Origin of the sequence: Streptomyces albidicamelliae (genome assembly GCF_025642175.1) — a bacterium.
GTDB lineage: Bacteria > Actinomycetota > Actinomycetes > Streptomycetales > Streptomycetaceae > Streptomyces > Streptomyces albidocamelliae.
Map to the genome: position 1 here is coordinate 7,943,072 of NZ_CP106795.1, position 24,283 is coordinate 7,967,354.

Sequence of the window (24,283 nt, forward strand, 5' to 3'; positions counted from 1 at the left end):
ACCGTCACAGGAGGGCCGACCATGGACATCAAGGGTTCCGCCGCTCTCGTCACGGGAGCCAACCGCGGCATCGGCCTGGCCTTCGCCCGGGCGCTGCTCGCTCACGGTGCCGCCAAGGTCTACGCCGGTGTCCGGGATCCGGAGAGCATGCGCGAACCCGGAGTCACCCCGCTGCGGCTCGATGTCACCGACGAGGAGCAGGTCGCCGCGGCCGCGCGCACCGCGGACGACGTCAGCATCGTGATCAACAACGCCGGCGTCGCCGGTGGTCCGGCACTCCTGGAGGGGTCGTTCGACGGCGCACGGCGGGAGATGGAGGTCAACTACTTCGGCACCTGGGCGGTGTCGCGGGCGTTCGCGCCCGTGCTGGCCGCCAACGGCGGCGGGGCTCTCGTCACCATGCTGTCCGTGGCGTCCTGGGTGGCCAACCGGCGGCTCCCGAGCTACGCGGCCTCCAAGTCCGCCCAGTGGTCGCTGACCAACGCCTTCCGGCTGGCGCTGCGCGAACAGGGCACGCTGGTCGTCGGCGTGCACGCGGGCTACGTGGACACCGATCTCGCGGCGGACATCGACTCACCGAAGATCCTCGCGGCCGACGTGGCCGAGATGACGATGGCCGCGCTGCTCGACGACGCGCCCGAAGTGCTCGTCGACGAGGTCACCCGGCGTGTGCGCGCCGCGCTCTCGGGCGATCTGGAGACGCTGTACGCCGACCGCTGACCGCACCCCGCGACGGTGGCCCTCCGCGGCGGCCGCCGTACGCGAGCCTGCCGGGCGATGCCCGCTTACATTGGACAGGTGGGTGCTACTGATTTCGGAGAGCAGCCGAGCGGTGACCTGGTCGACTACGCCGCGCTGTTCGCCGCCACACCCAGTCCCTACCTGGTGGTCGACCCCGGTCTGGTGATCGTCGGGGTGAACGCGGCCTACTGCCGGGTCACCGGCCGCACCCGGCGGGAACTGCTCGGGCAGTACATCTTCGACGCGTTCCCCGACAACCCGGCCGACCCGGAGGCCGACGGACGGCGGAACCTGTCGGCCTCCCTGCAACGGGTGCTCACCACGGGCAGGCCCGACACGATGGCCGTCCAGCGGTACGACATCCCCGTCCCCAGGCAGCCGGGCTCCTTCGAGGAACGGTGGTGGTCGCCGGTCAACACCCCCGTGGTCGGCCCGGACGGCAAGGTCGCGTGGATCATCCACCGGGTCGAGGACGTGACCGGCTTCGTCCGCAGCCGCCGCGAGCGGCAGCGGCCGGAACCCGTCGACCGGCCGGGCCCCCCGCCCGCGGGTCTGGAGGCGGAGCTGTACGCCCGCGCCCAGGAACTGGAGCGGGTGAACGAGGAACTGCGGCGGGCGCACGCGCGCGAGCGGCAGGTGGCGATGACGTTGCAGGAAGCCATGCTGCACTCGCCCGACCTGGCGCGGCACTCCAATGTGGCGGTGCGCTACCTGCCGGCGATCGGCTCGCTGAACGTGTGCGGCGACTGGTACGACACCGTCGACCTGACCGACGGGCGCTTCTTCGTGGCCGTCGGCGACGTGGTCGGCCATGGACTCGAAGCCGCCACTGTCATGGGCATGCTGCGCAGCGCGCTGTCGGCGGCCAGCCGTGCCGTGGCGGGCCCGGCCCAGGCGCTCGAGGTGCTGGGCCTGTACGCCCGCTCCGTCGACGGCGCACTGGCGGCCACCGCCGTCACCGCGCTGGTCGACACCCGCTCCCAGCTGGTCATCTACTCCAGCGCGGGTCATCCGCCGCCCGTCCTCATGCGTCCGAACGGCACCTGCCAGCTCCTGGACCAGGCCACCGATCCACCCCTGGGCGCCAGACCCACCCATGTGCCGCGCCCCCAGGCGGGCGCCGCCTACCACCCGGGTGACGTCCTGGTCCTCTACACGGACGGCCTGATCGAGCGCCGTGACGAAGACATCGACAAGGGACTGCAGCGTCTGACCGACACCCTGCGCGACTGCCTCGGGCAGACCCCGGACGCCCTGGCCGACGCCCTGCTGGAGCGTCTGGGGGTCAGCCATGGCGCACGCGACGACATCGCACTGATCGTGGTCGGTCTCTGACCGCCCGGCCGTGCGGCCGTCCTCGGGACCGGGTCAGAAGGCGGGCGGGGAGCCGTCCCGGGGGCAGGGGAAGGTGTCGGGCTCGGACCCCCAGCGGGCCGGGTGCTGCCGGTTGGGCAGTATCCCGCAGCTCAGCAGGGTCGCCGTCGCACCGTCGGGCTGGCCGATCTCGCGGATGAACACCGCTTTGTCCGGCGGGTACTTGTGCTTGCCGTCCAGGCGCAGCACGCCCGAGGCGCCGGGGTACTGGGACACCCCGTGGGCGGTGAGCCACAGGTAGATGTCGTTGGGCTGGACGTCGTGGGACGCCGGGAGCAGGTTCTCGACGACCTTGGTGACGATGCCCACCGTGTCGAAACCGCCGGCGGCGTCGGCGTCGGCGCTGCGGCCGCCGAAGACGGCCGCGAAATCACGGGTGAACTGCGCGTACGGGTCACGCGGATCCTGCGTGGGGGCGTTCGCCGTCTCGTACATGAGCGTCATGTACGGGTAGGCGCGCGCCGTCTCGGCCGGGTGGAGCTGGAAGTCGATGGGGGCGCTCTCGGCGATCAGCGGGATGGTGCTTCCCTCCGGCGGCTGGCAGTGCCCGCCCGCGCTCTGCATGGCGTTGAGGAGGCTGGGCAGGACTCCGGAGCGGCCCAGGTACACGATGATGCCGTGGGTGGCGGAGACCTTGTTGCACACGTCCGTCGCGATGTTGTCCGGGGTGGTCGCCCCGGGCTTCTCGCTGAAGCCGACCAGGTCGACGCCGCCGTGCTTGCCGTAGGAGTCGAGGAACAGGTTCTTCAGGTCCGTGCTGAAGTATGCGTCGGTCGGGTCGTACACGACCACGGCGTGCGGTGTGCCACTGCTGAGGCCGTGCACGGTGGGGGAGTGCTCGATGAAGTCGGCGAGGACCGGCGCGACCCGCGCGTTGGGTGCGGAGATCTGGAAGTAGCGCTGCGGCGACTCGGGCCCGACCATGTTGCTGCCGGTCACTCCGTTGGCGATGACCGGGATGCCGGCCTGGTCGAGTTCCCGGGCCGCTTCGAGCGACTCGGGTCGGCTCTGCGTGAGCCCGATGACGGCGGCGATGTGGTCCTTTCGCCGACGTTCGACGATCATCCGGGTGACGTCGGGATCCTTCGGTGACCGGGCGCTCCTGGCACCGTACTTGAAGTACTGGCCGGTGTTGGCGATCAGCAGCCGGATCGGCATCTTGTTCTGGCGGACCCCGGCGTTGAGGCGGTGCTGCTGCGCGATCGCACCGCGCAGGATCTGCAGCCCCACCGGCGGATCGTCGTAGACGCCGTTCTGCAGGCTGAGGGGTGCGAGGAAGACCAGTGTGCGGTAACGCCCGCCGGGGACGAGGGCGTTCTCCCGCGCGACCTGGCGTTCGAGGTCGCGCAGTTCCTTCCCGCGGCTCCCCGGCACGGCGAGACTGCACTGCCTGCCGTCCGTGACGCCCACCCGCTCGCCCGTCCCGACCGTGACGCACGAGGGCGCCGCCGGCGGCTCGGGTGAGGGCGCCGGCCAGAGGTAGTGCGGGGCCAGAAGGGCGCCGGCGCTCGCCAGGGCCAGTGCGGGAAGCACGGCCGGACGCAGCCAGTCCAGGGGGCGGTCCCTGCGGGCCATGACACCGGGGTGGGTCTCGATCCGCTCCTTCGCCGTGCCCTCGGTGTCGTCCTCGGCCGGCAGGGTGACGAGACGTACGGGCTCGGCACTGCCTTCCTTGAGGTAGGTGAAGACCTTGTCGGGGATGCCGTTCGGCCGGCGCAGGTCGGCGTCGATCGGGGCGGCGTACGCCGGGGGCGGGCCCGCGCAGGCGGCCAGGACCAGGAGGGGGCGGGACGGCTGGTCGCCGGCGAGTTCCTCGAAGGTGCCGAGGAACGCCCGGCCGGCGCCGTCCACGTCGTCGATCTCCGGGACGAGGACGACGAAGGACCACCGGCGACGGGCCCACACATGGCTCAGCCAGGTCCTGCTCCGGGTGGCCCTCCGCAGGTCGGTGAGCAGCGCGCGCAGCAGGATCCGCCGCACCCGCGGATCCTCTGCGTCCAGCTCGCCGTCGCGGCAGAAGGCCAGCGCCGCGTCCAGGAAGCAGGTCGCGTTGCTCTCGTCCGCGACCCAGCGCAGACCCCAGTGGCGTAGACGGAAGCGGTAGCAGAGCTTGGGAAAGCCGACGATCAGCGCGGTGACGAGCCCTTGCAGCCAGCCGGTCAGAAGGTGCTGCCCCAGCAGCTCCGCGACCCGCGCGCCGGTCCTGAGCGACCTCCGCCTCGTCAGCAGCGCGGTGTACAACTCATCGACGATCGGCTGCTGTTGCGCCTGCAGGTCCCCCGTGCCCCGCTCCGCCTCCAGCACGGCCCGGCAGGTGTGGAAGGACGGCAGGCGCAGCCGTCCCGACGGCATCGTGAGCTGGAACCGCACGGCCACGCGGTCGATCGCGGCGAGGAAGCCGCCGGTGAGCTCCTTGTCGTCGACGACGGCGTGCGGCACCTGGAAGTGGGTGGTGCCGCGGACCGGTGAGAGCCGGTGCTCGTACTCCCGGATCATGAACGCGGGTGCCCTGACGTCGCCGCCCTCCTGACGGCTGAGGACGAGGGCCGGCACCCGCTCCGCCCGGGACCGGGTGGCGGCGAAGGCGTCCAGCTGGCGTATGAGCCGGTCGGCCCAGCGGGGGTAGCGCGGCGACGCGTCCGTGGGCGTGGGGGAGTTGGGCACGCGGATCCTCCCGAGGTGGTGTGAGGAGGTCAACATGCCACGGGCGATGTCCGCCGAATCGGGTTAAAGCAATCACTGAAACCTAATGAGTGATTCGGATCGTTTCCGCGTCTGTGGATGTCGTGACTCTGCCCCGGTCGCCCTCCGCCACCGGCCGGCGGCGCCGGTCAGCAGGTTCGGGCGGCGTTCAGCCGTACGACCATCAGGGCCACGTCGTCGCTGCCGTCCGGCGGCAGGTGCTCCAGCAGGTGGGCACAGGCTTCCTCCGGCCCGGTGGGAGCCGCGCTCACCGTTTCGGCGAGACTGCCCAGGGAGTGCTGGAGATCCGTGTGCCGCCGTTCGATCAGGCCGTCCGTGACGAGGATGATCAGTGCGCCGGGCTCCGCGGTGATCTTCCGCGCGGGCGGGTGGGGCAGGCCGAGGCCCAGGAGGGGGCCGTGCTCCGGGACGAAGAAGGTCGTACCGTCCGGGTTGCGCAACAGGGGTGGCAGATGTCCCGCGTTCGCCAGGTGGAGGGTGTCCGAGTCGTACTCGATCAGGATGACGCAGAGGGTGACCGTGGCGCCCGGCTCCACGGACATCAGCAGGTGGTCGAGCCGGGCCAGGATCGTCTCCGGCGGGTGTCCCTCCGCGGCGTAGGCGCGCAGGGCGTGCCGGATCTGGCCCATGATCATGGCCGCGTCCAGCGAATGCCCGGCCACGTCGCCGACGGCCACGACCAGGCCCGCGGAGGTGCTGATCGCCTCGTAGAAGTCGCCGCCGATCTCGGTGCGTTCACTGGCGGGCAGATAGCGCACGGCCAGCTGCGCCCGTGGGTTCTCCGGCAGCCGCTCGGGCAGGAAGCTGCGCTGCAGGGTGAGGGCGAGGGCGTGCTCCTCGCTGTAACTGCGCAAGGCCTCCAGGGCCAGCGTGCTCGCCTGGGTGAGCTGGGCCAGCACCTGCTCGTCGTCCGGTGTGGTGACGGCGTCGGCGGCGATGACGACGACCACAGGGGGGCGCTCGGACTTCGCCCGGCCCTTGACGGTGCGCCGGTGCGCCGGGTCCTTGAGATCGGGGGGCAGGCACGGCAGTTCGGGTTCCGGTCCCGGCCGGTCCTGGGAGCCGGAACGGTCGCGCCGCCAGGGCCAGGCCGCCATCGTGTGCACCTGCGGCTCCGTCGGCCGCGACCGGCCGGGCCGGTCCTGCCAGGTGTGCGCCACCAGGGGACGGCCTTCGGGCGTGGTGAGCATCGCGGCCGCGCCGCATCCGAAGATGGCCGCGGCCGCGCGGGCCGTCACCCGGACCAGCTCCTGGGAGTCGGTGGTGCTGTACAGGGCCAGGGTGAAGTGGTTGAGCAGGTGCAGTCGGTGGGCCAGCAGTTCGGCGCGGCGGCGGGCGCGGGCGTAGCGCAGGGTGGCGGTGACGGTGGCGAGCAGCTCGTCCGGGGCCACGGGCTCGACCAGGTACGCGTCCGCACCCCGGTTGAGGCCCTGTGTCCGGTCGTTCACGGTGATCGCGGAGGCGGAGATGTTGATGACCGGGAGCGCGGCGGTGGCCGGGGTGTTCTTGATGTGCTCGCAGACCTCGAACCCGGTCATGTCGGGCAGCCGTACGTCGACGATGGCGATCTCCGGCAGCGGCCCCGGCACGCTCAGCAGTTCGAGGGCCTGCGTGCCGTCCTCGGCCTCTATGACCTGATGTCCCGCCCGGCGCAGGGTGGTGGCCAGGACGTACCGATTGGTCGGCGCGTCGTCGACGACCAGGATGAGTGCCGGGCTGTGGTCGGTGTCGCTGGGGAGTGTCATCGGCGTTCCTCGGTCCGGGGCGGCGCCGGAGAGTCGATGGCGAAGGACTGGGGTGGACGGAGGGCGGCCTGCCGTACGGCGGCGGCGAGGCCGGCCGAGGTGAGGCGGGACTTGTTCAGCACCAGCCGGACCTGGGCGAGGCGGGTGCGGTCCACGTCGGCGGGTTCCAGTGCGGTCAGTACGACCACGGGCACCCGGGCCGTCGCCGGATTCGCGGCCAGCAGCCGGCTGACCTCGTACCCGTCGGTGCCGGGCATGTTGAGATCGAGGAAGACGATGTCCGGGCGCTCCCTCTCGACGGTGCCCACGGCCAGGGCACTGTCGGTGACCACGGTGACGGACCCGGCGTACGCCGTCAGCAGGGTGCGAAAGCCGGCCACGAACGTCTCGTCGTCGTCCACGACCACCACGGAGTTCACCGCCGCGTGCGGCGACGGCTCGGGTGGCCCGCCCCGTTCCGTGAGGGGCACGTCCGGTGCCGCGAGGCCCGGACCGGCGCCCGCGGATTCCGCCCGGCTGTCGTACGCCGACGCCGCCGGCGCCGGTTCAACCGTTGCCGCCGGCTCGGCCGTCGTCTCCGGCATCGGCCGGGCCGACAGGGCGGGGATGTCGACGACCACCGTCGTCCCCACGCCGACCTCGCTGCCGAGCGTCAGGCTGCCGCCGAGCAACTGCGTCAGCCGCCGCGCGTAGGGGAGCCCGAGGCCGGTTCCGGCCCGGCCCCGCTGATGGGGTCCGCGTACCTGGTAGAACTCCTCGAAGACGCGGTCGAGTTCGTCGGCCGGGATGCCGACGCCGGTGTCCTGCACGCGGAAGACGAAGCGGGGGCCGGAATCGCCGTCCACTTCCGTGACGGTGAGGGTCACCGAACCCTCCGTCGTGAACTTCAGGGCGTTCGACAGGACGTTCCGCAGGATCCTGGTCAGCATGACCTCGTCGGTCAGCAGCGGACCCCACTGGCTCTCGTCCGGGATGTGCAGAGCGACCCCCGGCTGCGCGGTGCCGCGCAGGGTGCCGCGCAACTGGTGGAGCAGCGACCGCAGATCGGTGTCCACGGGATGCGGCTCCAGCCGGCCGGACTCCGCCTTCGCGACGTCGAGCAGCTCGTCGACCAGGGCGAGCAGGGTGCTCCCCGACGCCTGCACGAGCGCCACCTGCTGACGCTGTTCGTCGGACAGCGGGTCCGCACCGGCGTCGAGCAGCAGACGGGCCAGGGAGATCACGGAGTTGACCGGGGAGCGCAGCTCATGGCTGACGTTGGCCCAGAAGCGGGTCTTGGACTCGTGGGCCACTTCGAGCTGACGTGTCTTGTCCTCCAGCTCCGCGTACAGGGCCACGACACCGCTGTTCGTCGCCTGGAGCTCGCTCGTCAGCTCCGAGTACAGCGCCATGACCCCCGCGTTGGTCTCCTCCAACTCCGCGTTCAGCCGCTGCAGTTCCTCGTGCTGGCGCTCCGATTCCTCCAGTGCCGCCAGCAGTTGGCGGTTCTGGGTGCGCAGCGCGTCGATCAGATCGGCCGCCGTGTCGGTGCCGGCGAGCCGCTCGCGCACGTCGGCGGCCAGTTACCGCACGGACCCCGCGGGGGCCGGAGCACGCTGGCAGAGGACGAGTTCATGGCGGCCGGTGTCCGTGACGGGCTCCAGACGAGTGGCGTCGAGCAGCCGGGCGGCCGCGGCCAGCAGGGCGTCCGACGGACGGCGTTCCTCCCTCCAGCGGAACCGCACGGCCACCGCGACGGCGTCGGACTCCTCCAGGCACAGCTCCGCGGTGAGGTCCTGCGTCCCGAGGAGGTGCTCGCCGGCCTCGCTCACGACGGTGGTCAGCCGTACCAGAGGAGTGCCCGTCACTCCCGTGGCACGGCAGACCGCCTGGGTGCAACGGCGCAGGGTGACCACGTCCCTCGCCTCTTCCAGGCCGATGGTGATCAGTTCGTGCAGGGACCTCGCGGCGTTCACGGCTGTCTGCGCATCGCCACGACGATCCCGGCGTCGTCCCGGCGGACCGCGGCCTGGTTGAGGATCTGCGCGGCGACGAGCGAGGGGTTCTGCGTGAACAGGCCGGGGAAGTCCGCCGGCTTCCAGCGGTCGCTGAGGCCGTCGGAGTGCATGACCAGGGCGGCGCCGGGCGGGAACGCGGCCTCGAAGCAACGCAGCCGCGGCAGCTGCGCCCCGACGATCCCCGGCATGGACAGCAGTCCGGTGCGGGTGCCCTCGGACGCGACCAGGGCCGAGATGTTGCCGGCCCCGCACAGCTGCACACGCTGCCCGGCCGGGTCGAGCAGGGCGATGGCGACGGCGGCACCGCGGGTGCCGCGCAGACTGTTGTGCACGTCCTGCAGCACGGTCTCCGGGCGGCTGTGACGGCTGTCCCGGAAGGCTTCCCCGGCCAGGTCGGCGACGCGCGCCGCCAGGGGCCCGTGCCCGAGCCCGTCGCACATCATCAGCAGCAGCGCCTCGGCGCCGTCGCTGACGACCGCGCGCACCGCCCACGTGTCACCGCAGACCTGCTCGCCACTGATCGGCCGGGTCAGCCCGTCGGTGTCCGCCGGCCCGGGCGGCGGCACCTGCCCGTCCGCCCAGAAGCGCGCCTGGACGACGGTGCCCCGGCCGCGCAGGGAGTGGATACCGGAGACGTCGGCGAGCCGTTCGATGGCGCCCATGCCGATGCCCAGGCTGCCGGACGCGGAGGTGCCGTCGCGCAGCGCCCGCTCGACGTCGTCGATCCCCGGACCGCTGTCCAGGGACAGGCACTCGACGCCCACGCGGTCGCGCACGCGAACGACGCGCAGCGCCAGTGAGCCGTCGTCCGCGTACTTGATGAGATTGGTCGCCATCTCCGTCACGCACAGTTCGAAGCGTGCCACCCGCTCCTCGGACAGGCAGATGCTGCGGGCCAGCAGCCCCGCCTGCCGGCGGGCCGCCGCGGCCAGCGCGATGTCCGACCTCAACCAGCAGACATCGCCGGCCGCGCCGACAAGAGAGCCGTTCACCTGCCCCACTTCACAATGCGCACAGTGGTACCCCCTGGACCCGATTCGATGTCGAACTCGTCGACGAGCCGCTTGGCGCCACTGAGCCCGAGCCCCATGCCGTTGCCCGAGGTCCACCCGTCGGTGAGCGCAAGTTCCAGATCCGCTATCCCGGGCCCCTGGTCCTCGAACTCCACGAAGATGCCGCAGCGGCCGGCGTCGTCGACGGCAGCCGCCCGGACGACGCCCCCACCGCCGTAGACCAGCATGTTGCGTCCGAGTTCACTCGCGGCGGTGACCAGCTTCGTCTGGTGGATCAGCGACAGGCCGTTGCTGTGGGCGAGGGAACGCACCATCTGACGGGCGGAGACGACGTCGCTGCTGGTGGCAACGGAGACGGTCTCGATCGAGGCGCTCGCGGTGCCGTAGTCCTTCATGCGCGGCTCGCGCTGAGACGACGCAGGAGTTTCAGGCCGCGCTCCAGATTGAGGGCCGTACGGACACCCTGGAGGGACAGGCCGAGTTCCACGAGCGTCATGGCCACGGCGGGCCGCATGCCGACGACGATGGTCTCCGCGCCCAGAACGCGCGAGATCGCCGCATTGGTGGCCAGCATCCGGCCGACGAAGGAGTCCACGATCTCCAGCGCGGAGATGTCGATGACGACACCCCTGGCGTCGTCGGCGACGATGCGGTTGGACAGGTCCTCCTGGAGGTCCATCACCATCTGGTCCTCGAGGTCCGTCTGGATGGAGACCAGCAGGATCGCGCCGATCTTGAGTACGGGGACGCGGTCGGTCACAGCAGACCCCGCACGTCGTCCTCGGCGTCCTGGGCGATCTCCTTCAGCGCCCGGCGCAGCGCGTCGGACAGCGAGGCGTTGGTGGGGATGTCACCGAACTCGATCCCCAACGCCACGATCGTCTGGGCGATCTGCGGGCGTATGCCGGAAATGATGCACTGTGCGCCCATCATGCGGGCGGCCACCACCGTCTTCAGCAGGTGCTGGGCGACCTGGGTGTCCACGGTCGGGACGCCGGTGATGTCGATGATGGCGTGGGTGGAGTCGCTGTCGACCAGGTTCTGCAGCAGCTTCTCCATCACCACCTGGGTGCGGGCCGAGTCGAGGGTGCCCACGAGGGGGACGCCGACCACGCCCTTCCACAGCTGGACGACCGGGGTGGAGAGCTCCAGCAGCTGCTCGGCCTGCGAGGAGATGATCTCCTCCCGGGTGCGCACGTACGCCTCGGTCGTCAGCAGACCGAGGTCGTCGAGGAGCCGCGCGAACTGCAGGTACGTGCGCGCGCCGTTCTCGTCGGCGGCGAGGGCCGGCTCCAGCACCTCCTTGAGGGCGAAGACGCACCGGGCGGTCTCCGTGGGCGTGAAGCCCTGCCGGGCGCGGTTGCGGGAGAGCTCGATCAGCAGGCTGCGCACCTCCCGGAAGTGCTCGCCCCGGCCGTCCAGTCCGCCCGCGGTGAGGGCGGCGACGACCGCGTCGTACAACTCGCCCAGTTCACGCTCCAGCTCGACCGTGCTCAGGCGGCCCTGTACCTCCGTGCCGACCACCCGGGCCCACTGTGCGAGAAAGGCGTCGCGCTCGGCGGTCAGCCTTTCGCTCAGAATCTGGGAGTTGCTCTCCGTCGTCACGCCATCCCCACCAAATGTTGGCTGCATATGCCAAAGAGACCATACGGCAAACGTGATCAGGGGTGGCGGCCCGCCCGCGACTCATGGCCGTGGAGGGCCGTGGAGCCGGTCCGGACGGCGCCGCGGGCGGCGTGCCGCGTCGGATGACGCTGCGGATCGCCGCCTCGAACCTTGCCACGTGTCCCGAGGCGAGGTCCGCGGCCTTCTCCGCGTCACCGTCGATGGCGGCGCGCAGCAGGGGCCCGTGGAGCCGGATCGCCGGTGCGCTGTGCGGCCATCCCCGCCGCGCGCACTTCCGGTGCGGCTCGGGCGAGCCTGCTTCCGCTAGAGTGTCTACGTCACTGTAGACGGTAGGGTGGCTGCCAACGGGTGGCTGGAGATTTTCCTGCGCCGTCACCGCCCTCCTCGCCCGCACACCCGACCCGGCGTGGAGCCGACGGAGGATCATGCGCCCCAAGATCCTGGTCGTCGAGGACGATCACGCCCTGCGCGACGTGCTGCGCCGCGGCCTGTCCGAGGCGGACTTCGCCCCGGTGCCTGCCGCCGACGGTGCGACCGCCCTGCGGCTGGCCACGGCCGGCCTGGCCGCCGCCGTCCTGGACATCGGCCTGCCCGACGCGGACGGAAGGGATGTGTGCCAGGCCATGCGGGCCAACGGCTTCACCGCCCCCGTGATCTTCCTGACCGCCCGGCACCGGCTCACCGACCGTCTGTCGGGATTCTCCGCCGGGGGCGACGACTACCTGCCCAAGCCCTTCCACCTCGCCGAACTCGCCGCGAGGCTGCGGGCCGTCCTCAAACGGACCCCGGCGACGGCGGCGGCCACCACCGGCGACCTGGTCCTGGACGCCGTGGACCACAGCATGACCGTGCGCGGTGAGCGCAGCGCCCTGTCACCGACCGAGTTCCGGCTGCTGGCCACGCTCGTCGCCGCGGACGGCACGCTCGTACACCGCCGCGACCTGGTGCGGGCCGGCTGGCCCGAGGGCGCACAGGTCAGCGACAACACCCTGGACCAGTACCTGAGCCGGCTGCGCCGCAAACTCAGGGAGACCGGCAGTCGCCTCGGCATCGACACGGCACGCGGGAGGGGACACCGCCTGTCGTGAACCATGCCCCGCGTACCCTGCGCCGCCTCGCCCCGCGCACCCTGCGCGGCCGCCTCTCCCTGGTGGCACTGACCACCGCCGCCCTGCTGATGACGGTCCTCACCGTGGTGTTCAACGCCGTGGCGGACCGGCATCTGCGGCACCAGGCGGACGACGAACTGCGCAGCCGGGCCGCGGTGGTGGCGACGACCGTCGACACCACCGGACCCGCGGTCCGCGTCCTGGAAAGCGTCAACGACCGCCTCCTCGACGCCCACGTGTGGATCTACGCCGGGAACCGGCTGCTGGAGAAACCGCCGTCGGCCACGGCCGGCAGCCCACCGACCCGGGCCGCCGACCGGCTGGCCGCGCAGGGGAGGCATGCCTGCGCGACCGTCGGCGCGCCCGATCACCGGCCCGTCCGGTTGTGCGCACAGCCCCTCCACGGGCGCCGCGCCACCGCCACGGTCGTCACCGCGCTGGACCTGACCCCGTACCGGAGTTCGGCCGACGCCCTGCTGCTGGGGTCGCTCGTCCTGGACGCCGTGATGCTCGGCTGCACGTACGTCCTCACCCGCCTGTCCGTCGGCCGGGCCCTGCGCCCGGTGCGGACGATGACCGACCAGGCCGCACAGTGGAGCGCCGTAGGCTCGGCCGAGCGCTTCGGCAACGAACAGCACCCGGCCGAACTCGCCCGACTGGGTACCTCGTTGGACACGTTGCTCGACCGCATACGCACCGTCCTGCGCCACGAACAGCAGCTGACGGGAGAGCTGTCCCACGAACTGCGCACACCGCTCACCCGGATCGTCATGGAACTCGACTGGTCCCGGGCCCGCCCCCGAACGGACGCCGAGATCCACTCCACCCACGAGGTGATCGCCGAGGCCGCCCGGTCCATGCGCACGATCTGCGACACCCTGCTGACCGACGCCCGCGAGAACGCCGCCGGCCCGGCGACGGCCCCCGGAACCACCGGCGTCCTGCCCGTTCTGGACCGGTTGCTCCGCGACCTCGTCGTACCCGACGGGGTGAAGACCGTGGTGGAGACGGACCCCACCGTGCGCCGGGCCGGGGCCCCGGCGCTGGAAGCCGGGGTCGCGCCCGCTCTCCTCGAACGCATCCTCAGCCCCCTGCTCGTCAACGCCTTCCGCTACGCCCACTGCCAGGTCACCGTGTCCGCACGGCGCGTCCCCGGAGCCGTACGGATCGACGTCGCCGACGACGGCCCGGGAGTGTCGGAGGCGTTCGTCGACGAACTGTTCCAGCCCGGCCGGCGCGCCGACCCCGACGACGGGCACGACGGCGCGGGCCTCGGCCTGTCGCTCGCGCGACGCCTGGCCCGAGCCGTCGGAGGCGAGGTGTCGTACGACCCCGGGCACCGGCCCGGGGCCAGATTCACGGTCGGTCTGCCCGCCGGGTGACCGGGGCCCGCTCCGCCCCGGCCGGCCGGACGGCGGCCCGGCGCTCCCGCACCTGCGCGTGGGCCATCAGCCCGAACAGGACGGCGACCAGGACGGCGGACGAGCCCGCCGTGCCGAGATCCAGGCCGCCCTTGGCCACCGGCTTGGTGAGGAAGTCGCCCGCGGTGGCGCCCAGCGGGCGGGTGAGGACGAAGGCGATCCAGAACAACAGGACGTTCGGGACCGCGCGCACCCGCATCAGCGCCCCGAGCACCGCGAGCGCGCCGGTCACCAGCAGCGCGCCCCCGGCATAGCCCAGTCCGGAACTGTCGGACAGGAAGTCGCCCATGGAGGTGCCGAGGGTGTTCGACACGAGGATCGCCGACCAGAACAGGGCCTCCCCCCTGAAGGTGACGATGTCGCGGATCTGGAACGTCATCCCGCTCACCTTCCAGGCCAGGAAGATCGCCAGCAGGACGGAGAGCAGGATCGCCGCGCCGGCGGGGTACCCCAGCCCCAGGCCCTGCGGGCCCCAGCCCAGCCTGGTCGCGCCGTTCGAGAGGTACGCGGCGCCGGCGTCGCGGTTCATGAAGTCGGACATCGTGGTGCCGGCCATGCTGGTCGACAGGATCACGGTCCAGTAGAAGAACGGGTGGTAGCGGGACGAGCGCAGCTGGACGACCAGCGTCACCACGAACACCAGGAACAGCACGATCGTGGTGAGGAAGTAGCCCAGCTTCAGGGTCTGCGCGAAGAGGTCGCCCGCCGTCTCGCCCAGAGTCGTGGCGGCGATCTTCATGACCCAGAACGCCGGCGTCACCTCGGGCAGCTTCTTCCTCACCGACCCGGTCGTGCTCGACGTGCGCGCCGCATCGAAGTCGGTGAGGACCTCCGGTGTCTCCAAGTCACTCTCTCCTTGCCGGTCGAACGACAGGGCGCCCGCCCCGAATGCGGGACGAGCGCCCTGTTGGAGGTGCCGACCGCCGACGGCGGCCGAGACCCCCGACCGTGGCACAGGAAGCCTGAACGCATCCTGAACACGTGCCGTGCGGCCGGTCAGAGCGAGAAGCGCGCTCATCGGCACCGGCACGCCCGTCAGTCCGAGGCCCGCCTTCTCAGGTCCAGGCGGTCACCCGCGCCGGAGGTGGCGCCACCCGGCGCCCGTGCCTATTCTAGGTAGACCTACCTACCTAGTCTGGATTGTGATGGGCGAGACGGAAGCACATGTGAGGACCGGCGGCCGCCGCCGGCCGGCCCGGCAGCGGCTGCTGGAGGCGGCGGCCCGCCGCTTCTACGCCGACGGTGTGGCCGCGACCGGCATCGACACGATCACCGCCGAGGCCGGCGTGGCGAAGATGAGTCTCTACAACAACTTCGCTTCCAAGGCCGACCTGGTCAGGGCCTATCTCGACGCCCGCCACGAGGAGTGGCTCGGTCTGTACCGGGCCCGGCTGGAACACGCCGACGGGCCGCGCGAGGGCGTGCTGGCGGTGTTCGACGCGTACGCGGACCACGCCGCGTTCACCTACGAGCGCGGCTTCCGCGGCTGCGGACTGCTCAACGCCGCCGCCGAGCTGCCGGCCGGCGACGAGGGCCGAGCCGTGGTCCGCGCCCACAAGGAGGAGGTCGAGCGGCTGATCGCCGGGCACCTCGCGGAGCTGCTCCCCGGGCGCGCCGACGAGGCCCGCGAGACCGCCGAGCATCTGGCCTTCCTGCTGGAGGGCGCGATGGCCCGCGCCGGTCTGGAGGGTGACGACGAGCGTCTGCGGCGCGCCCGCTCCCTCGCCGGCGCCCTGCTGGACCGGCTGTGAAGGGCGGGTACGGCGGCCGGTCCGCGACGACCGGTGCGCTGTGCGTGCTGGCCGCCTCCGTGCTGTGGGGTACGACGGGCACGGCCGCCACCTTTGCCCCCGCCGTGGGCCCGCTCGCGATCGGCGCCGTCGCCATGGGACTGGGCGGGCTCCTCCAGGCCATCGCGGCCACGGGACCGATCAGCCGGAGCGCGTCGCGACTGCGCGCCCGGCGCGGGACCGTACTCCTCGGCGCCGTCTCGGTGGCGGTCTACCCCCTGGCGTTCTACAGCTCCATGCACCTGGCCGGCGTCGCGGTGGGCACCGTGGTGTCGATCGGCACCACGCCGCTGGCCTCGGCGCTGATCGAACGGGTCGTGGACCGTCGCGGGCTCACCCGCCGCTGGATGGTCGCGGCCTCGCTCGGCCTGCTCGGCACGGTCCTGCTGTGCGTCGCGGAAGCCACCCGTTCCTCCGGCGGCACGCGTGGCTCGTCCCTGGGCGGCACGCTGCTCGGCATCGCACTGGGGCTGGTCGCGGCCGGGACGTACGCCCTGTACTCCTGGGCCGCCCATCGGCTGATCACGCGGGACATCCCTTCACGCGCGGCGATGGGCGCCGTCTTCGGACTCGGCGGAGTGCTCCTCCTCCCCGTCCTGCTGGTGACGGGCGGCCCGCTCGTCGATTCCTGGACCAACGCGGCCGTCGGCACCTACATGGCGCTCGTCCCGATGTTCGCCGGCTACCTCCTGTTCGGCTGGGGTCTCACGCATGTGCCGGCGAGCACGGCCACCACCCTGTCCCTGCTCGAACCGGCCGTCGCCGCCGTCCTGGCCGTCCTCGTCGTCGGCGAACGCCTCCCCGCCGCCGGCTGGGCCGGTGTCGCGCTCGTCGTCCTGTGCCTCGCCGTCCTGACCCTGCCGACAGGTGCCGGCGGCCGTCCGAGCCGACGCGGCCCCCGGCGCGCGGCGGGGAGGCCCTTCCCGGCGCGGCGGTACGGGACGACCGGGAACACCCCGCGGGCGTGGCCGGCGCCCGGCCGGGACCCGGCGGACGGTGAACGGCCCCTGGCCGTACAACCCTTCGCACACGCGGTGAGTCTCCTGCGGTGACCATCAGTTGTACACCAGGGGGTTCCTCCTTGTTCCGCTCGCGTTCGCACGTCCGCTGGGCCCTGCCGCTGACCCTCGGCCTGACCTCCCTCGCCCTCACCGTCCCGGTCGCGTCCGCCGCTCCGGCGAAGAGCACGCCCGTCCGCGACGACTTCAACGGCGACGGGTACGCCGACCTGGCCGTCGGTGCCCCGAACGGCACGGTCGGCGGCCAGTCCGGGGCGGGGTTCGTCACCGTCATGTACGGCGGCCCGCACGGCCTGTCCACCACCCGCCGCACGAACCTCAGCCGGGCCACCACCGGTGTCCCCGGCAGTGCCGTCAAGGGACAGGCCTTCGGGAGTCAGCTGTCCAAGGGCGACCTGGACGGTGACGGCTACGCGGACCTCGTCGTCGGCAGCAGTTCGACCCGGGACGGCGCGGTCGTGGTCTGGGGCGGCCCGCACGGGCTGTCCGGCGGCCGGTCGATCCCGGCCACCTCCACGCAGACCGCCGACTTCGACGGCGACGGGCGCCTCGATCTCGCCGTGTTCCGGGCGGGCTTCGCCCCGGGCGACGACCCGATCGGCACGACCGGGACGATCTGGAAGGGCCCGCTCAAGCGCACCGGTGTCCCGGCCGCGAAGACCCCGCTCGACCCCGGCCACCTGAAGTACATCGACGTCCGGGACGGCGACACCGGCGACATCAACGGCGACCACCGCGCCGACCTGGTCGTGACCGAGTACTGCGGCGACGGCAGCTACTGCAGCACCCTCTACCTGAGCGGTCCCACCGGGCTCAAGCGCGTCACCGACCAGCACCCGGAGGGCGACGGCGCGGTGGCGGTCGGCGACGTGAACGGCGACGGGTATGACGACCTCCTGACCGGTTCCGAGAACGACAGCTCGGTCTCGGTGATGTACGGCAGGGCCGGGGGCCTCGGCGGGCCGGGGACCTGGGCGACGTTCTCGCAGGACTCGCCCGGAGTCCCCGGCAGCCGGGAGGAGGACGACCGGTTCGGCGCGTCGATCGCCGTCGGCGACCTCACCGGTGACGGCATCGACGACGTGGCGGTCGGTGTGCCCGGCGAGAACGAGATGGGCGTGGTCAACGTTCTGCGCGGCAGCCGTGCCGGTCTGACCGGCACCGGCGCCCAGTCGATCGGGCAGAACACCGAGGGCGTGCCCGGCACCGCCGAGAAGTACGACGCGTTCGGCGCCGCCGTCCGGCTGCTCGACACCGACGGCAACGGCCGCGCCGACCTGGCCGCCGACGCGCCGTGGGAGGACAACGGCAACGGCGCGGTCTGGGTGCTGCGCGGCGGCCCCTCCGGCGTGGTCACCGACGACGTCCTCAGCTTCGGCGGGAAGGCGGTCGGCGCGCCGTACAGCAAGGCGGCGTTCGGCGCCGAGCTGAAGTAGACACGCGGGTTCGTGGAGGGGCGCCGGGGTCGTACCGGCGCCCCTCTCCGCATGTTGCGCAAAGCAACCAGAACGAACACGACCTCCCAGCCGGCAAGGTCTGGACCGAGGTCCCCGCCGTCCGGGCACCCGCGCGGTGCCCGGACCGTCCCACCCCGGCGGGTCCTCGGCCTCTCTCCATCGCGCCGCTCACGCCGGACTTCGCGGGTGGGTCGCCGTGGTGGCGCGAGGCGGCCAGGCATGGGGGGAGAGGATGCCGAGCGCGTAGGCGCGGGCGACGAGGGCGGGACGCGTGGGTGCGTCCAGCCGGTGCCGCAGGCGCCCCAGGTGATAGTCGATGGTCTGCCGCGACAGGTGCAGAGCCTTGGAGATGTCCACGTTGTTGTGGCCGGCGGCCAGCAGGGCGAGAATGCGCACCTGAGTGGCCGTCAGCGGGGACTGCGCCTCGTCGCTCAGGCCCAGTTGGGTGATGACGGCCCATATGTGAGGCCGGCGTTCCGGGGCGTGCCGACTGGCGCTCAGGCAGACCCAGGCCCGGCGCCGGCGCTGGTCGCCGTCGACGATGACCGCGCTGGTACGCACGCTTCTGCGGCGGCCGCCGACGAGGTCGCCCCACACGCGGTGCAACGCGGTCCGCTCGGGCGTCGGCGCCAGATGGCGGTCGGCAGGGTGCCCGACGAGGTCGCGCAGCCGTACCCGCAGCACCTCGGCGACGGCGGCGCTGGCCTCCCCGACCACTCCGTCCGCCGACAGGCGCAGACACGGAAGGCCGCTGTGGTCCCGCAGCGCGCGAAGGTCCTCCTCGGCCCGGCGCCGTTCGTCCAACGCGTGGACGTAGTCGGTGATGTCGACGTAGATGCCCGCCACGCAGCGCGAGCCCCAGTGCACGGGGAAGCGGTAGCCGGCGGCGTGGCCGGGGGAGCCGTCCGATCGCTGGTAGACCAGCGTGTGCCGCACGGGGTGGCCGCGGGTGAGCACCTCCTCGTCGAGGGCGAGGAACCGGGCCGCGTCGTCGGGCTCGTCGAAGTCGGACAGGTGGCGTCCGATCAGCGTGTCGCGTGTGGTCCCGTACATGTGGGCGTACGCGTGGTTGGCCCAGACGTAGCGACCGTCGGGATCGCGGACGAACACCGCGGCCGGGCTGAGGTCGGCGAACGGCATGGCGGGGTGGGGGCCGTCGTCCGTCGGCCGCGACGGACCGGCGCGCTCGGCGCACAGGGCCGCCAGGAAGCGGCGGGCGGTGCGCTCGTCCGCGAACGCGCCGCCCCCGCTCCCCGTCGGTCCCGCGTCGCGGCCGGCCTCCCACCACGACACGGGGAGGGAAGCCAGCAGTGTGTTCAAAGCGGTCTCGTCCATGGCAACTCCTCCGGCGTACCGACTCGCTCACTGTGCGTCACATACCACGCGTGAGTGCTCAGATGTGCGCCGGACCGGTCAGTTCCGGCCAGCCGGTGACGGGGTGGGCGGCCGCCGCGGACCGCGCCCGTGCCGGATCACGGGCGAGGTGCCGCTCCCTCGTCGACCGGCAGGGGCACCGGCTGTTCCGGTACCGGGGGAGCCGCACGGCTGCCCGAGTCGACGGGAAGCTGGCCGGAGGCCGAGAAGGCGGCGCGCTTCGCCCTCCGGGCGGCGGCCTTCTCCGGGCTCATCCGGTGCAGGGCCATGTGGATCGCCGGAATGAGCACACAGGTGACCGCCGCGCTCTGCCACAGCAGCGCGTCCAGCCGGCCCGCCGCCAGGTACGCGCCGGCGGCGACCGCCGCGATCGCGCACACACCGCGGTCCACGATGCTCTCGACCGACAGCAGCGTGGCACGCGGCGCGTCGGACGGGATGGCGTCGTTGACGAGCTTGCGCTGCACCGGATACACGAACCCGGTGACCGCGGCGAACGCGCACAGCAGGGCGATCACGGCCCACGGCCTGCCCAGGGCCGTACCGGCGAGCGTCGCGGCGAGTGCCACGCTCAGCACCGACACCCACGCCATCGGCGACAGCCGGCGGCACAGCCACTGCGGCCGGCCCGAGGCCACGGCCTCGGCGACCGTCATCGCCGCCAGCACACTGCCGTGCGTGCTCTCCCCGACCCCGTGCTCCAGCAGCACCGGCTGGAACAGGTTGACCTGACAGATCCGGGACAGCGTGAACACCGCCACCCCCTGCACCATGAGCAGAGCCAGCCACGGCGAAGCCCGCAGGGCACGCAGCGCGGCGCCCGAGTCGCGCAGCAGCGAGCCACGCCGGCCCCGCCGGGCGTCCGCCCCGGCCTCCGCGCCGCCCGGGGCCAGCCGCGGCAGGGCGAGCGCACAGCCGAGCGAACCGGCCGCGCTCGCCGCGCTCAGCACGTACGGGGTCTGCGGTGCCAGCGCCATCAGCGGCCCCACCAGCGGCCAGCAGCCGACCTTGGCGGCGAGTCCGAGCGCCCGGGCCGTACCCTCCGCCCGGAGGTAGTGCGACTCCGCCCGCTCGGCACGCAGCCCCTCGTACAGGTAGGCGCTCGCCGCACCCGACGTCAGCGAACGGCCGGCGGCGATGGCCAGGAAGTGCACGAGGAAGCCCGCGTACGACGCCGACACCACGGGCACCAGATTGGCCGCCGTCATGACCACGGCGCCCGCGCGCAGACAGTTGCGAGCGCCGATACGGTCGGCGACCACTCCCGTCGGTATCTCGAACAGGCAGAACGCGATGTAGTAGATGCTCTGGATGCCGAAGATCTGGCCGTCGGACAGACCGGCGTCCCGCTGGTACGCGTAGAAGACGGGCATCCACCACAGCAGGTTGAACAGCAGCTGGAAGCCGTTGTTGAGGCGGATGATGCGCCGGGCGGCCGGGGGCGCGGCCGCCGCGGTCCTCCGGAAGGGCAGGGCGCGCATACGGTCCCTCACCGGGCGTAGGGGCGGATCTGGACCAGCCGGAACGCGCCCTCGGCGGTCATCAGCCATTCGATGTCCAGCGCGTCGTCGGGATCCTCCGCGCTGAAGTGCGACTGCAACAGGCGTCCCGTCAGGGCGAGTCGGGCCAGCGCCGCGCGCGTGGGCCCGGGGAGGTCCGCGCCCGACGAGCCGACGTCGACGGTACGACCGCCGCCCTCCACGGTGTTGTACAGGTACTGGTGCGGCAGGACCGTCCCGTCCACCACCCGCTCGGGCGAGTCGGCCGTGCAGTTGAGATACACGTTGCGGAAGTCCTCGCGGCGCGTGGGATTGCACGTCACCAGCACACCGCCGAGGCCGGCGGGTACGTACTCCTGGACGATCACGCCCATGTAGGTGTCGTCCAGCGAGATGCCGACCTGGTGCCGCAGCCGCACGCTGCGCGGCGAGACCAGGGAGGCCCACACCTGCCGTACGGCGTCCATGAGCTGGTCCTCGCCCTGGACCGTGGTGACGGAGTCGTAGATGCCGGCCGCGGAGAAGCCCGGCAGGTCCTCCGCGTTGGAGGAGGAGCGCACCACCAGCCGGCGGCCGTCCGCCAGAGCGGCCGGCACCGCCCCCGTGATCATCCGGACGACCTCCTCCGGCATGGGTGTGCCGTGGATCAGACGCTGCAGGCCCAGGCAGAGCGAGTCGATGACGTCGAACGCCTCCAGTTCGAGGGCCATCTTCAGTTTGCCGATGCCCTGTTGCAGCGCGGGGGAGGAGGTGAGGAAGAGGTGGTGCAGCCGGAAGGGCAGGGCCACGCCGTCCGGAGCCCGGACCGTGTCCGCCACGCGTTCGGCCGCTGCGGTGCGCAGCCGCTCCGGCGACGGGTCCGTCTCGCCGAGACGGGCGGCGAGGTGGGCGAGCAGATGGGGCCGCGGCGGGCGCGGACGTGCGTAGAACGCGGTCAGATCGGCGGTACGGCTGTCCAGGACGTGGTGCAGCTCCCCGAGGTTGGCCGCCTTGGTGCCGTAGCTGTCGCGGTCGGTCCGGCGCAGCCGGTGCAGTGCCAGGACGGGCGCCTCCTCCAGCAGCGGCGCACCGATGCGGATGCGCTGCTGATGCCAGACGGGCCGGTCCAGAGCCGGTGCGCCGGGCAGCCGTTCCAGTGTGATCGCGTCCTCGCGGACCCGGTAGCGCACCCAGGCACCGTCGAGACCGTCCCGCTCCACGAGCGCGTCGAGGTCACGGACGATCGCGTTGGGAATGGCCCACCCCGAGGCGAGGACGTTGGTGTGCGAAAGCGGGGTGATGGGAGCGGTGTTGACGAACCCGGCGACCCGCGGCACGTCGTCCGGCAGGCACGGCATGGCGACGATGTCCGACCAACCGAGTTCCGCGGCCGCCGCCGCGTACTCGGCCGTGCTGCGGAAGTACCGAAGCCTGCCCTCCGCCTCCCCGGGGTTGAGGCAGGTACGGGTCCGGTTGCCGAACAGCTCGTGGCTGAGGATGCGCGGCACCCGGGCCTCACCGATCGAGGCCAGCTCCTGCTCCTGCCCGTGGTTGGCGGGCTTCAGCAGCAGCGGCAGCCGCCCGTCGACCCGCCCGCGCACATAGGTGTAGAACTCCTCCAGCAGCGCACCGCTCATCGTGTCGGCCTCGGTCGTCTCCAGCACCAGGAAGGGCCGCTCGGAGCCGTCGGGGTCGTCGTCGGTGTGCAGGGACAGCACCCCGAGCAGGAAGCGGCGCTCCGGGTCCATGTACACGGAGGCGTTGAACGCGTCCAGATCCGCGTCGAGTTCGTCGAGTGTCATGCCGAGGATCCGGGTGGCGATGTAGTTGACGTGAAAGGGGTGCACCCGGGTGTCGAGGAGATGCCAGGTGTCCTCGGACCGGTCCAGCACCACCTTCAGGTAGGGGTGACCGGCGAGCACCCCGGACAGCGTCCGGAACAGCGGCAGCGACAGGTTGGCGCCGACGACGGTGCGGTCGCCCGCCGCCTCGGGCAGGCCGGCCTGGTCCATGGCGAGCGTCATGCCCGTGCCTCCCCACCGATGGCCGCGGGCAGGAGGTGCGGCAGCGCGTCCACCAGAGCCGCGAAGTCGCGTACGACGCTCTGCGGCCGGTCGGCCGACAGCAGGCACAGGCCCGCCATGGTGTTGGCGCCCGCGGCGGGGTCGTAGACCGGTACGGGGGTGCCGTCCGGCAGGGAGCTCTCCGCGACCACGGACAACGTGCTGCCCGGACCGAGGGGCGCGGACCGCACGACCGCGGACGCGTCCCACACGTGCCGCTGCGGCCACGCCTTGCCGTCGCCGTCCACCGCGAGCACGACCAGGGACCCGGCCGCGCCGTCGGCGTCGTCGGGTGTCAGGACGCGCGCGGGCCAGTCCGGCGACCTGCCCAGCAACTGGTCGGTGAACATGCCGACCAGGTCGAGTCCGAACACCTCCTCGATCTGCGGCACGGTCATCGCGCCACCGAACCGGGCGGCCGTCTCGATGACCCACATCCGGCCCTCCGCGCCCAGCTTGATCTCGGTGTGGGTGCCGCAGTTCTCGAGTCCGAGCGCCGCCACGGCGCGCCGGGCCAGCTCCACGATCCTGTCCTGCGCCTCGCCGCCGAGAGCGGCCGGAGTGATGCCCGCGCGCTCGGTGAAGGGAGGAATCGTCGGCATCCGGCCGCTGAGGCAGACCGGCTGGAAGACGCCGTCGACCACGACGCCCTCCACACTGACGTAGTCACCCCAGCCGGGGCCGTCGAACCACTCCTCCGCGCAGCCGCTGACGATCTCCTCGACGATGAAGTCCTCGCCGGCGCCGATGACATGCAGCTCCGCGAAGCCGAGCCGGGCGGACTCCGTCATCACCGCACCCGAACGCGCCCAGGCGCCGTGCAGATCCGCGGGCGAGTCGATGATCTGGTGTGCGGTGGAGCCGGCGCTCCACGCCGCCTTCAGCAGCAGCGGGTACGTCAACTCCATGCCCGCCGCGTCGAGTTCGGCCACGGCCCGCACCCCGCGGAACCGGGGCTGCGGGATGCCGTGCCGCTCCCAGGCGGCACGCATCAGCCGCTTGTCCCGGGCCAGCGTCGCCGCCGGCCCGGGACCCTTCAGCCCGAGCCGCCGTGCCGCCTCGGCGACGGCGACCACCGCATACTCGGAGAACGTGATGACGGCGTCGGCGCCGACCTCGCGGGCGCGTGCGGTGATGAGTTCGACGAGGTCGACGCCGTCGGCGTCCGGGGTGGTGACGGCCGTGGCGCACAGCCGGGCGGCTTCCGCCGCGACGGTGGCGGGCAGTTCGCTGAGTGCCAGCAGGTGCACCGCGGACCTGGCGGCCACCCGCGACAGGGCGTGCCCCACCGGGGGGCCGCCCTTGGCATGCACGTACAGCACCTTGCTCACGAATACCCAACTCCTCTGCTGTTCGGTCCCTGCGCGAAAGGC

At 72.3% G+C, this 24,283-nt stretch carries 20 protein-coding genes; 7 read left to right on the forward strand and 13 right to left on the reverse strand.

Annotated features, from left to right (window positions below):
• Positions 1–21: 21 nt before the first annotated feature.
• Positions 22–720, forward strand: coding sequence for an SDR family oxidoreductase (locus tag N8I86_RS35910; RefSeq protein WP_263279746.1), 699 nt, complete (start codon positions 22–24; stop codon positions 718–720).
• A 57-nt stretch (positions 721–777) separates the two neighbouring features.
• Positions 778–2,076: a PP2C family protein-serine/threonine phosphatase gene (locus N8I86_RS35915; RefSeq protein WP_263279747.1), complete on the forward strand. Its 1,299-nt coding sequence runs from the start codon at positions 778–780 to the stop codon at positions 2,074–2,076.
• A 33-nt stretch (positions 2,077–2,109) separates the two neighbouring features.
• On the opposite strand, the gene N8I86_RS35920 is transcribed toward N8I86_RS35915, so the two are convergent.
• The 8 genes from N8I86_RS35920 to N8I86_RS35955 all read right to left on the reverse strand — a co-directional run bounded on the left by N8I86_RS35920 (position 2,110) and on the right by N8I86_RS35955 (position 11,178).
• Positions 2,110–4,779, reverse strand: a complete 2,670-nt coding sequence (locus N8I86_RS35920) for an ABC transporter substrate-binding protein (RefSeq protein WP_263279748.1) — start codon at positions 4,777–4,779, stop codon at positions 2,110–2,112.
• 167 nt (positions 4,780–4,946) lie between these two features.
• Complete coding sequence (locus N8I86_RS35925) at positions 4,947–6,563, reverse strand: fused response regulator/phosphatase (RefSeq protein WP_263279749.1); 1,617 nt, start codon at positions 6,561–6,563, stop codon at positions 4,947–4,949.
• Positions 6,560–8,113, reverse strand: coding sequence for an ATP-binding protein (locus N8I86_RS35930; protein ID WP_263279750.1), 1,554 nt, complete (start codon positions 8,111–8,113; stop codon positions 6,560–6,562). Before N8I86_RS35930 ends, N8I86_RS35925 begins: the two co-directional genes overlap by 4 nt.
• Before the next feature lie 12 nt (positions 8,114–8,125).
• On the reverse strand, positions 8,126–8,518 hold the full coding sequence (locus tag N8I86_RS35935) for a hypothetical protein (RefSeq protein ID WP_263279751.1): 393 nt from the start codon (positions 8,516–8,518) through the stop codon (positions 8,126–8,128).
• Positions 8,515–9,561, reverse strand: coding sequence for an ATP-binding protein (locus N8I86_RS35940; RefSeq protein WP_263279752.1), 1,047 nt, complete (start codon positions 9,559–9,561; stop codon positions 8,515–8,517). Before N8I86_RS35940 ends, N8I86_RS35935 begins: the two co-directional genes overlap by 4 nt.
• Positions 9,549–9,968, reverse strand: coding sequence for an anti-sigma regulatory factor (locus N8I86_RS35945; RefSeq protein ID WP_073898169.1), 420 nt, complete (start codon positions 9,966–9,968; stop codon positions 9,549–9,551). The genes N8I86_RS35940 and N8I86_RS35945 overlap by 13 nt, the downstream gene beginning before the upstream one ends.
• Positions 9,965–10,333, reverse strand: coding sequence for an STAS domain-containing protein (locus N8I86_RS35950; RefSeq protein ID WP_263279753.1), 369 nt, complete (start codon positions 10,331–10,333; stop codon positions 9,965–9,967). Before N8I86_RS35950 ends, N8I86_RS35945 begins: the two co-directional genes overlap by 4 nt.
• Positions 10,330–11,178, reverse strand: a complete 849-nt coding sequence (locus N8I86_RS35955) for an STAS domain-containing protein (protein ID WP_263279754.1) — start codon at positions 11,176–11,178, stop codon at positions 10,330–10,332. The genes N8I86_RS35950 and N8I86_RS35955 overlap by 4 nt, the downstream gene beginning before the upstream one ends.
• 446 nt (positions 11,179–11,624) lie before the next feature.
• On the opposite strand from N8I86_RS35955, the gene N8I86_RS35960 reads away from it, so the two are divergent.
• Both N8I86_RS35960 and N8I86_RS35965 read left to right on the forward strand, forming a co-directional pair.
• A complete protein-coding gene (locus N8I86_RS35960; RefSeq protein WP_073898175.1) occupies positions 11,625–12,287 on the forward strand; it encodes a response regulator transcription factor in 663 nt (220 codons plus the stop codon).
• Positions 12,284–13,690: a sensor histidine kinase gene (locus N8I86_RS35965; RefSeq protein WP_263279755.1), complete on the forward strand. Its 1,407-nt coding sequence runs from the start codon at positions 12,284–12,286 to the stop codon at positions 13,688–13,690. Before N8I86_RS35960 ends, N8I86_RS35965 begins: the two co-directional genes overlap by 4 nt.
• Here the strand turns inward: N8I86_RS35965 and N8I86_RS35970 are convergent.
• On the reverse strand, positions 13,665–14,573 hold the full coding sequence (locus tag N8I86_RS35970; RefSeq protein ID WP_263279756.1) for a COG4705 family protein: 909 nt from the start codon (positions 14,571–14,573) through the stop codon (positions 13,665–13,667). The two genes, N8I86_RS35965 and N8I86_RS35970, sit on opposite strands and share 26 nt — an antisense overlap.
• 301 nt (positions 14,574–14,874) lie before the next feature.
• On the opposite strand from N8I86_RS35970, the gene N8I86_RS35975 reads away from it, so the two are divergent.
• From N8I86_RS35975 to N8I86_RS35985, 3 genes are read left to right on the forward strand one after another with little or no spacing between them, the layout of a single operon-like run.
• On the forward strand, positions 14,875–15,480 hold the full coding sequence (locus N8I86_RS35975) for a TetR/AcrR family transcriptional regulator (protein ID WP_263279757.1): 606 nt from the start codon (positions 14,875–14,877) through the stop codon (positions 15,478–15,480).
• Positions 15,477–16,571, forward strand: coding sequence for a DMT family transporter (locus N8I86_RS35980; protein WP_263279758.1), 1,095 nt, complete (start codon positions 15,477–15,479; stop codon positions 16,569–16,571). Before N8I86_RS35975 ends, N8I86_RS35980 begins: the two co-directional genes overlap by 4 nt.
• 29 nt (positions 16,572–16,600) lie before the next feature.
• Positions 16,601–17,974, forward strand: a complete 1,374-nt coding sequence (locus N8I86_RS35985) for an FG-GAP-like repeat-containing protein (RefSeq protein ID WP_263279759.1) — start codon at positions 16,601–16,603, stop codon at positions 17,972–17,974.
• A gap of 189 nt (positions 17,975–18,163) precedes the next feature.
• On the opposite strand, the gene N8I86_RS35990 is transcribed toward N8I86_RS35985, so the two are convergent.
• The 4 genes from N8I86_RS35990 to N8I86_RS36005 all read right to left on the reverse strand — a co-directional run bounded on the left by N8I86_RS35990 (position 18,164) and on the right by N8I86_RS36005 (position 24,241).
• On the reverse strand, positions 18,164–19,330 hold the full coding sequence (locus N8I86_RS35990; protein WP_263279760.1) for a PAS domain-containing protein: 1,167 nt from the start codon (positions 19,328–19,330) through the stop codon (positions 18,164–18,166).
• A gap of 137 nt (positions 19,331–19,467) precedes the next feature.
• Positions 19,468–20,850, reverse strand: coding sequence for an MFS transporter (locus N8I86_RS35995; RefSeq protein ID WP_263279761.1), 1,383 nt, complete (start codon positions 20,848–20,850; stop codon positions 19,468–19,470).
• An 8-nt stretch (positions 20,851–20,858) separates the two neighbouring features.
• Positions 20,859–22,871, reverse strand: coding sequence for a PEP/pyruvate-binding domain-containing protein (locus N8I86_RS36000; protein WP_263279762.1), 2,013 nt, complete (start codon positions 22,869–22,871; stop codon positions 20,859–20,861).
• On the reverse strand, positions 22,868–24,241 hold the full coding sequence (locus tag N8I86_RS36005) for an ATP-grasp domain-containing protein (RefSeq protein WP_263279763.1): 1,374 nt from the start codon (positions 24,239–24,241) through the stop codon (positions 22,868–22,870). Before N8I86_RS36005 ends, N8I86_RS36000 begins: the two co-directional genes overlap by 4 nt.
• Positions 24,242–24,283 lie beyond the last annotated feature (42 nt).